We start from the raw sequence: 13,962 nt of genomic DNA, 5'->3' as shown, positions 1-13,962 counted from the left end.
GAAAGGTCCTACATATCGTTGGGAATTGGCCTGCCTATCCATCTATTGCGTCGTTTTTGTGGGGGCGTCTATAGTTTTGCCGTCGCCCAGATGGCGACCCGCAGTGGGCAAAACTATCCAGTGGAGCTTACTTATGAACCGATACATGGGCCTTACCAGCAACGCCGACGACCAACCCCTCTACGTCGATACCACCGCCCCGCTACACATCCTGCTCGACTCAGCCGCCTACCGAATCCGCGCCGCCACCCAATTCCTGGAAAACTTGGCGATGCGTGATGAACAGACGATCGACCCCGCGACCTTGCAAGATCTGGCGCAGCTTTGCTGCATTCCACTGCGTGATGGGTGTGATGTTATGGATGTGATTGCACGACGATTGGATGCGGCACCGGCAGGTTCCACTCTATAAGCCTGCCAACCGACAACCTGTGGCGAGGGAGCTTGCTCCCGCTTGAACTGCGTTGTAGGAGCTGTCGAGTGCAACGAGGCTGCGATCTTTTCACTGCCAATTGAGTTCGGAGCGAAAGATCAAAGGATCGCAGCCTCGTTGCACTCGACAGCTCCTACACAGCTCCTACAGGGCCCCTGACTCATCAAGGGCTGGTGGTCCCACTTTGGTTTGCATACTAGCCTTCCAAATGCTCGCACAAGGACGTCGAAAAACCATGCCTGACCGCAAACAACTCCACCAAGACGGCTACGCCCTGCTCCGTCAAGCAATCCCGACCGAGTGGCTGGCCGACCTTCGTGCCGTGTTCGATGCTGGCGTGAAACCGTCGGACCAATGGCCAGTGCCTCGCGGCATGGACTGGCGCTATTCGATGTTGGACGATGATTCGAAGATTCAGGCCGTATGTCGTCTACCCCAGCTACTGTCGGTGGCAGGTGAGTTGATCGGCGAGCGATTCTTCCTCTCCCAAGTGGAAGGCCGCGAGCCCCTTGCCGGTGGCGGCCACCAACAACTGCACCGCGACTTGTCAGCCCAACGGCCAGGCGACATCGCCATCGCCCTGGCTTTTTTCGACGACTACGGCCCCGAGAACGGCGCGACACGGATCGTCCCCGGTAGCCATCGACCTGAGCCGGACGCCCCCCCCTTCGACTTCAATGACGAGTCACGCGCCGTACAGCTTTCAGGCTCTGCCGGTGACATCCTGGTGTTCGATGTCGATCTGGTGCACGCGGGCAGCCTGAACGTGATCGGCGCACGCCGTCGTTCCATTCTGATCAGCTATTTCTCGGAGTCGCTCTACGCGTCACACCTGGAAACCGTGGCGCTGCGCAATATTCGTATGGACACCCGCGACCGATTCGCCCCTTCGGAGTTTGCTTTCGGGGGCTAGGTTTTTGGTCGATAAAATTGTGCGCAGCGGTTCGAATCTGAGCTTTAATGCCCGTGCTTATCGACAACCCCATTCGTCTAATCAAGGAAGAAACGACATTGAAAACAGCTTTCGGCGCCCTGTTGTTGGCCTGCCTGACGACCACCGCATTTGCTGACGAAAACCCCGTCGGTTTCCAAACTTCCACCCTGCCGGATCCGCACAATGGCCGCGCACTGGAGATGGTCGTTTGGTACCCCAGCGCAACGACCGAAACCCCACAACTGATCGCCGATAACGCGGTGTTTGTCGGCGCCGCTGCCGTGCGTAACGCGCCGCCCGCTGCCGGCGAACATCCATTGGTGGTGCTCTCCCACGGCTACCGGGGCAACTGGAGCAACCAGATCTGGCTGGCCAGTTCGTTGGCCCAGAAGGGTTACATCGTCGCCGCCATCAACCACCCCGGCAGCACCACCCATGACCGCAGCCCGCAAGCAGCGGCGCAGTTATGGCAGCGGCCCGTTGACCTGCGCCGAGCCATCGATGCAGTCACAACCCGACCTGAAAAATTTGGCCGGGTCGCCAATGACCGAATTGCAGCCGTGGGCCATTCACTCGGCGGCTGGACCGCCCTGGAAATCGCCGGCGCTCGCTTCGACCCAGAGCGCTTCGCCCAAGACTGCAAAGCCCATTCGCAGTTAGGCAGTTGCACCGTCTACGAACAGATGAACCCCGCCAGCACCGCTGAATCAAAGGCCGAACTGGCCGCCGATTGGCGCGATAAACGCGTCACGGCGGTGGTGACATTGGACCTGGGCCTTTCACGGGGCATGACCGATAAAAGCTTGGCCGCGCTGCCTGTCCCCGCCCTGGTGATCGCGGCTGGCGTACCGTCGCGAGAGCTTCCCGCCGAGTTGGAATCTGCCAACCTGGCCAAGCGCCTGCCCTCGGCGACAAGCCGCTATGTCGAGATCAAAGACGCAAGCCATTTCAGCTTCATGTCGATGTGCAAACCTGGTGCGCAGAAAATCCTCGAAGAGCACGTGCCGGGGGATGGCATTATTTGCCGAGATGAGGATGGCGGGCGTGCTCGCGGGGTGATTCAACAGCAAGTTGCATCGCTGATAGCAGAGTTTCTGGCGCAATTACCTGCAGACAAAAAAGGCAGTTTGTAACCGGTGGTACTGACTCGCTGCGGCTTAACGAAAAGGCCGTGGTAGGCATTTGGCATTCATGGAGGATTCTGACTGATGGCACGCGTGGGTTTGATACTGACACCCGGTTTTGCGGACTGGGAATACGCTTTCATCGCTGGAACTGCGTCCCCTTTTTACGGGATCGACGTCAGGTTTTTCGCGCCTGCTGCGGGGCAGTTCCGCTCCCAGGGTGGATTGGCCGTAACGGTTGATAGCGGTTTGCAGGAATGCCTGGAGTGGAAACCGGACGTTGTCGTGGTCATTGGTGGAATGGTCTGGGAACGTGCAGAGGCACCCGATATTGGCGATTTTCTTCAGGCGAGTCGATCACGTGGAGCGACAATTGCCGGTATCTGCGGAGGAACGCTGGCACTGGCCAGGGCCGGGCTTCTCGACACGGTTCCTCATACCTCGAACAGCGCCGACTTCTTGCAAAAGAATGCCGTGGGTTATGAAGGCAATGAGTTTTATCGAAGCAGCCCAGTAGCTGTGGTTGCGGACCGCATCATCACTGCTCCAGGCCCTGCCCCCGTGAGCTTCACCTGCGCAGTGTTCGAAGGTGCCGGGTTATCTTCAGAGATCATTGCTCAGTTCAGGTCGATGTTGGCAGCGGAACATGGGTAAACGCTTCGCCCTACGTGAGCGTCTGTCAAAGTCACGTGCCCGACCCGGCCGGATTTGTTTTATGGAAGTAAAAGCAAATCCCCCTTTTCCATCCCTTTTCCCACAGGCGCGCTCGGCACATTAAGCCCGACTTTCACACGGTCCAGCGCCACGATTGTCTTGAACCAGGTCACGTTGGAATTTTCGGCAAACAATCGCCGCGCCAACGCCTGGTATTCGTTCATGCTGGCAACGGTTAATACCAGGACGAAATCCACTTCGCCGGTGACGTAGTAGCACTGCTGAACTTCGGGCACCGCGAAGTGTGCCTTCATCGCCTCCAGTGCCTCGATGCTGGTGCGCTCTGCCATCACTTCCACAATGATCGTGATCGGCCGTCCTACGGCGGTGGGATCCACGATGGCTACGTTGCCCGTGATGACGCCCCCCGCTTCCATCCGCTTGATGCGGCGCTGAACGGCGGCCGTGGAAAGATTGACCTGCTCGGCCATGAGGCGCAGCGGCATCGTGTTGTCGCGCTGGACGAGGTCCAAGAGGGCCCGGTCGAACTTGTCCAACGATTCAAGTGCTGCGTCGTTTTTGGCCATGGTAAACCCGTGAGAAATTTTCTCGAAAACTAACAGAAAACCGCACCCCTTTATCTAGCCAAGAGAAATATTATCTTGCCAGCAGTCTGCGTACGCAGCCTTGGTCGGGAACACACACAGGATATTATTGGCATGCTCGCACTGTTCCATCTTTCCCCTGTCCTGTTGGTTACAGCCATGCTCGTCGGGCTGCGCCGGCCACCCATGCACGCAGCCATTGCAGGCACTGCATTAGTCTTGGTGCTCTGGCTCGCCGGCGCTGCCGACGCGTGGCGCCTGGGCAGTATGGTGGCCGCCGCCCAAGATACGGCCGTGCTGTTTGCAAGTACGGCTTTCGTGATCGTTCCGGGCCTGGTCTTCGTGATTTTTATCGAGCGCATGGGCGTGAACCTGGCGCTTAGCCAATGGGTGCGGTCGCTGGGGCTTGGACGCGGCGATCAAGTCGTGTTTATCGTTCTTGGACTGGCACCGTTGCTCGAAGCGATGACCGGCTTCGGCGTGTCGTTGATCGCCACGGTGCCCCTGCTTCTCAGTCTCTTCGAACGTCGGATCGCGCTACGAATAGCACTGACCGGCATGGCAATCATGCCCTGGGGAACGCTGGGCCTGGCATCGGTCATTGGTGCTTCGTTGGTTCACCTGGACGCCCCCGCGCTGGCATCGACCTCGGCACTGACCAGCGCACCGGTTTTTTTGGCCCTCAGTGCAATCGCGCTATTTCTTGCAGGCGTTCGTGACTCGCGGGAATGGAGGACGTTGGGCGCTTTCTGGCTGCTGTTTGTGGGCGTGCTCTACAGTGCCAGTCGCTGGCTGGGCCCTGAAGTGGCCGGCGTGGCCGCGGGCCTGGTGACGGCCGCAGCGGTACTCTCTGCTGGGCTGTGGCGCCTGCACCGTAATGATAGCGAGCGCGGTGCAGTGCAATGGCCGCGTCAGGCATGGCCGTATCTGGTGCTGATTGTCTGCATTGTCGCGTTGAAGATGGTGTGGGCGATCACCTCTTGGCAGGATCACTGGGTTGTACAGGGCGCCCAGGTCACCTGGAAGCCACTCGCCTCACCCGGCCTGGCACTGGTTCTGGTGCTGATCGGGCTAGGGTTTCACACACGTCACACCCAACACCAGACAGCACTCGACGTCAGCATGCCTGCTGCGTTGGTGGCGCGGGCGAAGCGACCACTGTTGACCATTTTCTTCTTCCTCGCGATGTCGCAGATGATGGTGAAGGCCGGCTTCCTCGCGGGTCTGATGCAACTGCTGGCGGGCCTGTCACCCGCCGCCGCGACGTCGCTGGTTGCCCTGTTTGGCGCGCTGTCAGGCTACATGACCGGGTCGAATGTTGGCGGCAATGCGATCTTCATGCCGGCCATCGCCATGTTGCCCGAATCCTCTCGCCTGTTGCTGGCTGCCGTCCAGAACAGCTCGGCTGGGCATGCAGCGCTGGGCTCGCTGTCGGTTGTCATGCTGATCCTGGGACTTGCCAAGACCCAGGCGAAAGAAGAAGGCGAACTGGTAAGGTTTGGCTTCACGCTGGTCTGTCTCAATACCGCGTTAGTCGCGTTGGGCGCAGCGTTGCTGAGTGGATGGTTTGGATAGCGGGGTATTGGCAGATGGGCGCCCCTTTCTGCCATTGTTCGAGTCCCCTTTTTTCTCTTTCCCAAGAGTTTCTGACTTAACTATCCTACGCCCCTACCCCAAACGGAATTCGCCACGATGTATCTGCGCTCAAGCGTGTTGTGCCTGTGCCTTTTCAGCAGCCTGAGCCAGGCCGCTGTTAACTGTTCGGCCCTGGCGGAAAAGATCTCCGGAACGGTGCCTGAGTTTCATCCGTCGGTGCAAGGCAAGGTCATTGGCACCGGGCGCCTGCATTTCCACGAAGCGCCGGATGAAGCCTGTGCCAATAAGAAGATTTTCGTAATTCCCGGCGACTCCCTCACCGTTTACTCCAGCCTTGAGGACGAATCATGGCTGGAAGTGAACTTCATCGCCAAGAGCGGCGACGACTACACCGGTTGGGTAAAGGCAGACCGAGTTGAGATTGGCGCAGCTTACGGGGCGCCAGCGGACGATGCCCAATAATTCGAAATGGGTGTCGCCTTTTTCATTTTTGAAGCGCAGGAGAAACGATGACGGGTTCGCCAGAAGAGAACGGTCAATTCCCGGCCAGCCCACAGGGCGACCTAGACGCAGCTGACGTCACGGGTTTCGACGCCTGGGCTCGCGTCTGGGCGGAGCTTGGCGTCGGATGCGCGTCACGAGAAACGTACGAAAAACTCATTCGACACTACTGCGAGCCGCACCGTGCCTACCACAACCTCCAGCACCTGAAGGAATGCCTTCAAGCGCGCCGATTCGTCAACACGGCCTGCCAGGCCCCCGCCGAAATCGACCTCGCGCTGTGGTTCCATGACGTGATCTACGACCCCCTTCGCAGCGACAACGAGCTGCGCAGTGCGCAATGGTTGGACGACGTGGCACGTGATAGCGGCCTGGGCGATGAAACGCGACGCAGGCTTTACGATCTGGTGATGGTGACGCGACACGACGGCGCCCCGGCGTCGGCAGACGAAGCGGTATTGGTGGACACGGACCTGGCGATCCTTGGAGCGTCGTTCGAACGGTTCGAGGAATACGACCAACAAATTCGCCGCGAGTACCAGTTTGTGCCTCTGCCTGTGTACCGCCAGAAGCGGCGCCAGGTCCTGGAGGGATTCCTGGCGCGCGGGCGGATCTATACGACCGCAGCGTACTTCGACGCATTCGAGCAGCAGGCACGCGCAAATCTTGCACGCGCCATCGAGCGTCTCGACTGAGGACTGGATTCAAGCGGCGAAGGGATGACTTACTCCCCTGACTGCACTCGCTTCATGGCTTCGAGAAGCGGGCCCTCAAAGTACTCGCTCCCATCTCGTTCCTGCTCTTTTTAGCGGCCAATACAGTTACCGTCAGTTTGCCCGCGCCGAGAGTCGCAGCGTGCTAGATCTACCCGGTTACCTGCACTTGAGCATCACGCTGCGTCAATGCCTGTTGCAACCGCCAAACCACCGCTACACCAGGACAATACGTTTCAGCTTGGCGTTCAGTGCGGCGAACGCCGCTTCGGTACTGGCCTTGTGGTTGGTGATGAGCACGTCGATGCGTTCTGGCGGGCAGAAAGCGACGCGGCTCTCCACGCCAATCTTGCTGTAATCGGCGAGGATGACTACGCCTTCGGCATTGTCGGCCATGGCGCGCGCCACTTCGGCTTCGCGGTGGTCGTAGTTGCTGGCGCCGCGCTGGGCGTCGATGCCGACCGGCGACAACAGCGCCAGGTCGGCCCGATAGCGGGCAATTTCCGCCACCGTGGTGCTGCCAACCGTCGCCGGCGCACGATCGTCGAGTGAGCCGCCCAGCACGAGCACCTCGTTGTGCCGACCGCCCGACGCGGCGGGGTTGCGCAGTTGCAGTGCCACGTTGAACGAGTTGGTGATCACGGTCAGCCCTCCCAGCTTGGCCAACTCTTCGGCAAGGATGACGGTGGTGGTGCCCGCGTCGATGAACACTGTCTGCCCATGTGACAGCAGACTGACCGCGGCGCGCGCGAGGTCACGTTTGAACTTGACGTTGCTTTGCGCCCGCTCGGCGATGGGCGCTTCGTCCTCAACGCGGATGGCGCCGCCGTGTATCCGCTTCAACTCTCCCTGTTCTTCCAGAGCGACCAGGTCGCGCCGCACTGTCTCGCGAGAAACATTCAGGTCCGTGACAATGCAGTCGGTGGTGACGCGCTGCAAGGTCGATAGCAGTGCGCGGATCCGCTGGTAACGCTCTTCTTGCCACATACCGTGTGTCCCTGCTGTTCGAGCACGCATTGTGGAGGGGCGTCAGTCGCTGTCAAGTTTGGCGCGGCCCCAGGATCATTGAGTTGACACGGTCTGCGCGGCATATTTGTGTAATGTTGAGGCAATATTGTTTTTTTGTGTATTTGGAGCTAGCCTCGTGGCCGGACGGGCTTTTCCCCTCGTCCGTATTTCGAAACACGCTTTCGCCATCGCCTCGGTTGCAACCTCTCGTCTAGAAGTAGGAGCTATGCCATGCAGCGTCGCCAGTTTCTGAACACCCTCGCCACCGTTTCCATCGTCTCTCCGCTGTTGTTGTCATCCCGCATAACGCAAGCCGCCACGCCTGCGGCCACACCGAGTGCACTGGACCCAGCGCGCTGGTCGCCGCTTAACCAAAAGCGTCTGCAAGCAGTGATCGATCAGCACGGCGTCAAAAGCGCGTCCTACCGTCCTGACCAGCGCCCATACGCGGTGTTCGACTGGGACAACACCTGCATCATGAACGACTGTGAAGAAGCACTGCTGGTCTACCAGATCAATCATTTGCAGTACAAGCTGACACCTGATGAGTTCGCTGCTGTGGTGCGTCAGGACGTGCCGAACGGCGCGTTCATGAAGGACTACACCACGGTGGACGGCAAGCCGGTCAAGATGGAAGACATCGCCAGCGATGTGGAAGCGGATTACCGCTGGTTACACGCCAACTACAAGGGGCTCGCTGGCGACAAGAGCCTGGAGGAGATCCAGACCAGCGAGCAGCACAAGGATTTTCTCGCCAAGCTCTACTTCATGTACGACGCGATCTGCGAAAGTTACCCGGTGGAGATCGGCTACAAGTGGATTCTGTATTTCTACAAGAACATGACCACGGCTGAGTTGCAGGCAATGGCCGAGGCTTCCAACAACTACGCCATCGGCGACGCGCTGCGCAAGGTCAAGTACGAGAGTTCGCGCACATTACCGGGCAGGGCCGGGGTGGTGGCCGCTACCCACTTCCATGGCATTCGTATCCATGAGGAGATTCGTGGCCTGATGCACACGCTGCGCGCCAACGGCATCGACGTCTATATCAGCACCGCCTCGATCGACGATGTGGTACGCGTGTTCGCGGGCAATCCTCATTACGGATACGGCGTGCCGCCTGAGAACGTGATCGGCCTGCGCATGGCGATGGAAGACGGCAAGTACACCACTCGTTATCAGCCAGACTGGCACTTCAATTACGGTCCGGGCAAAACCGTCGGCATCAAGAACGTGCTGGTTAAACAGAAGGGCTATGGCCCGGTGTTGGTGGCTGGCGACAGCGATGGCGATGCCTGGATGCTGCGCGACTTCAACGATACGGCGGTGGGGGTGATCGTCAACCGCATGAAGAAGGGCGAGATCGGCGCCGACAGCCAACAGGCCGCGACCCAACTGGGCAAGCCGGACGCCCGCTTCGTCCTGCAGGGGCGCGACGAGCACACCGGCCTGATGATTCCAGACGAGAAATCGCTCAAATACGGTAAAGACGAGCTTAAGCTGCTGGCTTGATGGTACTGGCTCGCGGGTGGCCGGCGGCCATCCGCGAGCAGCAGTGCAACGCGCCTTGTATCTGCGGGAATGATGATTCTGCGTCGGAAAATCGCTACCACTGCCGGCCCGAGGGAGTCTGTAAGTAGGACACTACCTTGGGGCTGGCACACTCGTCCCGTCCCGCACCTGCATCAGCGCAAACCCCAGCAGATTCAAGCCTTTCCACAGATTCGGATTGTTCGCATCCGCGTTGTCCTGTGCGAGCCCTATACCCCAGATGTTATCAACCGGGCTGGCTTCGACAATAACGCTCGAACCGGTTTGTAGAAGGTATTCGTTCAACTGCGGATTCTGAGAGAACTTGGCCTGGTTCGCTCGAACGACGATGTCGTATCGGTGTTGCAGCCAAACCTTATCATTGAAGCCGCGCACGTTGCGGCCAAGTGCTTTGGCGGCATTAGGAGTAGGAGCGTGGAGCACCTGCGCACGATTTTCCTGATCGTCGAACAAGGCCGCTTTCTCGGCCATCATGAAGTGTTCGGCTGTCGGGTAATGTTGCCCCTCGACAATGAACCCGGCCTCGAACCATTGGCTGAAGCACGAAGCCGTAACGGCAATTTTGCTGCGCTGGTGCCCCCAGAAAAACGTAAACGTCAGATGTTCTCCAGAGTTGAAACGGGCGCACAGTTCTTTCACATGTTCAGAGTCGTTCAATGAGATGTCCTTGCTGACTGAAGATCGAAGTTACAGCTACTGTGCTGACCAAGGCCGCTTCGTGTCTATAGCGCCCACTTGCATCGCTCATAGCTTACGAAATGGTGGCGACGGCTTGGGAAGTAGAGGTAAACAGCCTCCAGGGGACAAGACCGGAATTCATCCACCCAATCAGCCTTCAAATCAACCGATCCACAACCCTCGCATTCCACAATTCCCGATACCGCTCCCGCCACCCCGGACTTCCCTTATCCAACCACTCCAACGTCGCCTCAATACTCTCAGGGCTGATCATGAAGTGATTGATATGCTCCTCGATCCGCTCTTGCGATAAATGCAGCGAATCCAGATAGCCATTGAAAGAATCCGCCAACACCACGTACTCATCGCCCTGCTGACGGCGACCGGTCCAGGCAGGCAAGCCCGCGACCATCGCCGCCACGTCCTGGCGCCCTTCCCGCAGGTCCAGCAGCAAGATGCTCGCGCCGCCGTCGCGACCGATCGGCAGTAATCCCGTTGCGGGGAAGCCGGGCTGGGCCCGCAGTTGCTCCAGTTCGAAGGGGTTGGATTCATACTCTTTGTCCGGGTCCAGCCCGTACAGCGAAAAACTAAGCAGTTCCTCGTCGCCATTGGCCAGGGTCGCCAGCACATCGTATTCCACGTAGGCGCCGTTGCAGGTCTTGAGGAATTGGCGATAGTCGTCCGGCAAGCGGGCATCCAGGCTGGCTTCCAGTTGCGTGATGGCACGCTCGGCGGCGCCTTCACGGGTGTCTTCGAGGATGAGTCCGCGGTAGTCAGTCATTGATGTCTCGAAAAGGTATTGGGTCCTGAAGGTTTTGAAACACGCCGCGCCGCACAATCAGTCCGACACGTCGATAACAAGTGCTCCGCTCACGCGCTGGCCAGATGTCTCTCGATCTGCCTCGCCGCCTCATCTGCGTGAGTAAAGCCCAGGCTGTGATCGGCTCCAGGGAAAACGTGCAGTTCAGCGCGGGGCAACAGTTGGGCAAGGTACTGGCCGACGCGAACGGGGCTGATCGGATCAGCGTCGCCCCAGAGCAGCAGGACCGGCATGCGCAGCTCGACCAGGCGGGACGTGAGGTCGGTGCGGTCGTCGAGAAACCAACTCGGCAGCGTCGAGTTGGCCGCCGCAAAATCCGGGCGCCAGTCCTGCGCGCCCAGCGCCGACATGTCCACCCCGCCCGAGGTGACAGTCAGCACGAGGTGGGTGATCAGCTCAGGGCGTTCAAGTGCTGCGAGCACAGCGACGATACCGCCCATGGATTGCGCCACCAGCGCTGTGGGTCGGTCGATCTCGGCCTGCACACGCGCCACCAGGTCACTCATGCCGGTCACGTCAGGCACGGGCGGCGTGTCTCCAAAACCGGGCCAGCCTATGTGTACTTGCTGCGCCGGGTGGGCCAAGCGCTCGGCGACCGGATGCCAGAACTGGGTGTTGCCTGAGGCGCCGGGCAGGAAGATGAGTTTGGCGGGGGATGCGGTCACGGGTTCGTCCTTGAAGATGGGATTGAAAGAGTCAGCAGGAGGCCGCCAGGTTCGATGACCGGCTCCAGCCTCACACCACACTCGCCCGATGCAGGCTGCTCATATGCCCAACACCCGCCGCCTGCAAACGGCTCACCAGATCCTCCCGCGCCGCTCGCCCTCCCGAACGCACGTACTCCAGCTCCGCCGCCGTAATCAAGACCACCGGCACCAATCTGACCGGAGACAAGGGCATGTCATCCAGTTGGGTAGGAAAATCCGGTTCCGGGGCGCCGAGCAGAACGCCGGTGGAGTCGTCATCGGTCACGAAGAGTTTGGGCAGTTGATCGCTCATGTGGTGCGATTGGCTGAGACCGGGCAGTTCAAGGGATAGCGCCCCGTACTGGTCGAGTTGGTGGGTGATGCCGCCAGCGTCGGCCACCGTTTTGGCGACGTGCTCCAGCAGCTCGAAGGCCCAGCTGCCTTTGAAAGGATCGACCTCCCCCACGGGGCCATAGGCGTGCTCGGGGATATCCGCGGTTTCGACGAACAATTCCATCTCGAAGCCGTTGCCCATGCCTTCCGCATCATCGAATGGATCGGACAGGCCTTCAGTGGCGAGAATGATCGTGTCGCCACGGCGAACCACACGGTAGGCCTGGCGGGTCGAAGGCCAGTACGGGCCGCCGGAAAAGGTCGGGCTGATCAGATAGGCCAGGACATCCCGCTCGACCGTGCCGACAGCGCTCCAATGACGATCCAGGCACGCTGCGCCGGCTTCCCGGACGGCCAGATTGGCGGCTTCAGCCTCGGTCAGGTCGCCAAGCTCGTGGGATTGCGGCGCAGGCTGGTCGTCTTGGGTTTCAGGGGTTTTCGATGAACCGAAGAGCTTCTTGAAGAAATTCATGGGCGTTCCTTGCTGGTTTTTCGCTGAGCCTCACCTGTGTCAGCTCTCGCTGATCCGATGGCAGGCGTTGGGCGCATTGTGGCGTGTTGGCGTTGATATGAAAACGCGGGCAGGCACTTGCGGGCAGTTTCGACGAAAGGCGTGACAATCAGGCTATACACCGTCAGGTAACGCTGGTGGTCCTGTTCTCCGGTGCCGAAACGCAAGTGCTCGGGCTGCAAGCGGGTGACATAGAGCGTGCCGAACATCCAGTCCCACAGCGACAGGTTGACGCCAAAATTGCGGTTGAAATGACGCGGTGCATCGCTGTGGTGAATCTGGTGCTGGGCCGGACTGTTCAGCACATGTTCCAGCACCGGGCCAAAGGACAGCCAAACATGGGTGTGACGCAAGTTGGCCGCCAGGCTATTGAAGATGAACACCAGGTACGTCACGCCGAACAACGTGTAGCGGCTGATCTCACCGCCACAGACATACCAGAAGCCACCTGCGAAGAGGCCCAGGCAGGCGGTGGTGCCAAGCCTCTCGACAATCTTCTCCACAAAATGCACCCGACTCGCGGTGGCCGGCACCAGCACCGGCGCCGAGTGATGCACCTTGTGAAACGCCCAGAGCCAGCGCGAATGAAACGCCCGGTGCGCCCAGTAGTGGACGAAGTCCTTCACCAGGAACACCCCTAGCCCATAGAGCAAGGCGAGCGAAAGATTCTCCCCCAGACGCGGACGCGCGCCCCAGAGGTTGCTGAAAAAAGCCAGGTAATCCCCGGAGCGCAGAATGTACGGATCGACCAGATGAACAATGGGCAACACCAAGGCAATCTTGAGAATCGCCCGGACGAAGTAGTAGCGATAGTCCAGCAGTGCCGAGCGATGCAGATGCACCTGGCTGCCGCCTATGAATTGCCAGAACGAACGAGCGTCAGTCAGGCCGCGGTGTTTTCTGTAGCGGAACAAGCCATAGGCGACGCTGTAGGAAGCGCAGAGAAACAGGATCCCGAGGCGGCCGTTCAGGTTGAAAATGCCGAGGAACTGCTGGGTGACGGGTGCGATTACCCATGCGCTCAGGTGTTGATAGACAAGGGAAAACGCATCCACGAAAGGCCGGTCTCTGTCGAAGGAACGGCATTGTAAATCAGTCGCGTTGGGCTGGGCTTGGGTTTTCAGGCATTTCTGGGGGTGGCCGCTCAAAAAAATCTAGAGGCGGCCCGATCTAACACGACGCATATGGATGAGTGCGGTTCTACGCTTATCTGGAGAAACTCGCTCTTCGACAGCGAAGGGCAAAAAGCCCAGCTTTGGATAAAGCAGCAAGCCTGCCGTGTTTTCATTGAAACACGATACCTGCACCTCAGTGGCGTCATAGCGGTCGAACGCCAGGGCCGTCATCGTTTCCACGAGAAAACCGGCAACGCCTTTACCTCGAGCCTCTTGGGCAACGATGACATTACCGATACAGCAAACCCCGCCTTTTTCAGCCCGGTAGAAGTTAGCAAAACCAACGACACGGTTCCCAGATTCGATGACCGTCGAATCGAATCGTTGAGCTATGGCGTCAGACAGCTGAGCCTCAGTCAGAGGGTATTGGGCTTTCGGGAACATATAGAACAGTTCCCGAGCGTCCTGCGCAAAGCTACAGAGGGTCTTGATGTCATCAGCCATCACTGGCCTGCTTTGCAATTGCATTGGGCGTCCTTGAGATCTATGCACTTGGTGCGCGAAAAGTTATCAAGCTCGCTGGCCGTGGCTCAGGATCATCGAGAAATGATGCAAATCTCCATAGTCCTGTGGCGAGGGA

General features: G+C 59.3%; 16 protein-coding genes. 8 read left to right on the top strand and 8 right to left on the bottom strand.

Features of this window, described 5'->3' with window-relative positions; genetic code table 11:
- Positions 1 to 133: 133 nt before the first annotated feature.
- From B0E42_RS24495 to B0E42_RS24480, 4 genes are all read left to right on the top strand, one after another.
- Positions 134 to 412, top strand: a complete 279-nt coding sequence (locus B0E42_RS24495; protein ID WP_053180799.1) for a hypothetical protein — start codon at positions 134 to 136, stop codon at positions 410 to 412.
- A gap of 256 nt (positions 413 to 668) precedes the next feature.
- Complete coding sequence (locus tag B0E42_RS24490) at positions 669 to 1,346, top strand: phytanoyl-CoA dioxygenase family protein (protein ID WP_053180801.1); 678 nt, start codon at positions 669 to 671, stop codon at positions 1,344 to 1,346.
- Positions 1,347 to 1,444: 98 nt separating this feature from the next.
- Complete coding sequence (locus B0E42_RS24485) at positions 1,445 to 2,500, top strand: alpha/beta fold hydrolase (RefSeq protein WP_077508002.1); 1,056 nt, start codon at positions 1,445 to 1,447, stop codon at positions 2,498 to 2,500.
- A gap of 75 nt (positions 2,501 to 2,575) precedes the next feature.
- Entirely contained in the window at positions 2,576 to 3,145 is a 570-nt protein-coding gene (locus B0E42_RS24480) for a DJ-1/PfpI family protein (protein ID WP_018613702.1), read from the top strand.
- 59 nt (positions 3,146 to 3,204) lie between these two features.
- On the opposite strand, the gene B0E42_RS24475 is transcribed toward B0E42_RS24480, so the two are convergent.
- On the bottom strand, positions 3,205 to 3,732 hold the full coding sequence (locus tag B0E42_RS24475) for an Lrp/AsnC family transcriptional regulator (protein WP_077507999.1): 528 nt from the start codon (positions 3,730 to 3,732) through the stop codon (positions 3,205 to 3,207).
- Between the two features lie 132 nt (positions 3,733 to 3,864).
- On the opposite strand from B0E42_RS24475, the gene B0E42_RS24470 reads away from it, so the two are divergent.
- From B0E42_RS24470 to B0E42_RS24460, 3 genes are all read left to right on the top strand, one after another.
- Positions 3,865 to 5,325, top strand: a complete 1,461-nt coding sequence (locus B0E42_RS24470) for a transporter (protein ID WP_077507996.1) — start codon at positions 3,865 to 3,867, stop codon at positions 5,323 to 5,325.
- A 117-nt stretch (positions 5,326 to 5,442) separates the two neighbouring features.
- Complete coding sequence (locus B0E42_RS24465) at positions 5,443 to 5,808, top strand: hypothetical protein (protein WP_077507994.1); 366 nt, start codon at positions 5,443 to 5,445, stop codon at positions 5,806 to 5,808.
- Positions 5,809 to 5,855: 47 nt separating this feature from the next.
- Positions 5,856 to 6,542, top strand: coding sequence for a hypothetical protein (locus tag B0E42_RS24460; RefSeq protein WP_077507991.1), 687 nt, complete (start codon positions 5,856 to 5,858; stop codon positions 6,540 to 6,542).
- A gap of 234 nt (positions 6,543 to 6,776) precedes the next feature.
- Here the strand turns inward: B0E42_RS24460 and B0E42_RS24455 are convergent, their stop codons facing one another.
- Positions 6,777 to 7,547, bottom strand: a complete 771-nt coding sequence (locus tag B0E42_RS24455; RefSeq protein WP_077507988.1) for a DeoR/GlpR family DNA-binding transcription regulator — start codon at positions 7,545 to 7,547, stop codon at positions 6,777 to 6,779.
- A 252-nt stretch (positions 7,548 to 7,799) separates the two neighbouring features.
- Between B0E42_RS24455 and B0E42_RS24450 the strand changes: the two genes are divergently transcribed.
- Positions 7,800 to 9,080, top strand: a complete 1,281-nt coding sequence (locus tag B0E42_RS24450) for an HAD family hydrolase (RefSeq protein WP_077507985.1) — start codon at positions 7,800 to 7,802, stop codon at positions 9,078 to 9,080.
- Between the two features lie 132 nt (positions 9,081 to 9,212).
- On the opposite strand, the gene B0E42_RS24445 is transcribed toward B0E42_RS24450, so the two are convergent.
- The 6 genes from B0E42_RS24445 to B0E42_RS24420 form a co-directional block, all read right to left on the bottom strand.
- Positions 9,213 to 9,776 (bottom strand): NADAR family protein, encoded by a 564-nt coding sequence (locus B0E42_RS24445; protein WP_018613690.1) that lies wholly within the window; start codon positions 9,774 to 9,776, stop codon positions 9,213 to 9,215.
- Positions 9,777 to 9,954: 178 nt separating this feature from the next.
- Complete coding sequence (locus tag B0E42_RS24440) at positions 9,955 to 10,578, bottom strand: SMI1/KNR4 family protein (RefSeq protein ID WP_018613688.1); 624 nt, start codon at positions 10,576 to 10,578, stop codon at positions 9,955 to 9,957.
- An 89-nt stretch (positions 10,579 to 10,667) separates the two neighbouring features.
- Complete coding sequence (locus tag B0E42_RS24435) at positions 10,668 to 11,282, bottom strand: alpha/beta fold hydrolase (protein WP_077507982.1); 615 nt, start codon at positions 11,280 to 11,282, stop codon at positions 10,668 to 10,670.
- Between the two features lie 70 nt (positions 11,283 to 11,352).
- Complete coding sequence (locus B0E42_RS24430; RefSeq protein WP_077507979.1) at positions 11,353 to 12,168, bottom strand: suppressor of fused domain protein; 816 nt, start codon at positions 12,166 to 12,168, stop codon at positions 11,353 to 11,355.
- On the bottom strand, positions 12,165 to 13,262 hold the full coding sequence (locus B0E42_RS24425) for a sterol desaturase family protein (protein WP_077507976.1): 1,098 nt from the start codon (positions 13,260 to 13,262) through the stop codon (positions 12,165 to 12,167). Before B0E42_RS24425 ends, B0E42_RS24430 begins: the two co-directional genes overlap by 4 nt.
- A 99-nt stretch (positions 13,263 to 13,361) precedes the next feature.
- A complete protein-coding gene (locus tag B0E42_RS24420) occupies positions 13,362 to 13,850 on the bottom strand; it encodes a GNAT family N-acetyltransferase (protein ID WP_053180833.1) in 489 nt (162 codons plus the stop codon).
- Positions 13,851 to 13,962 lie beyond the last annotated feature (112 nt).

Origin of the sequence: Pseudomonas sp. A25(2017) (assembly GCF_002001065.1) — a bacterium.
Taxonomy (GTDB): domain Bacteria; phylum Pseudomonadota; class Gammaproteobacteria; order Pseudomonadales; family Pseudomonadaceae; genus Aquipseudomonas; species Aquipseudomonas kilonensis.
The sequence above is the reverse complement of the archived record's forward strand: the minus strand, read 5'-3'. Positions and strand labels throughout refer to the sequence as shown.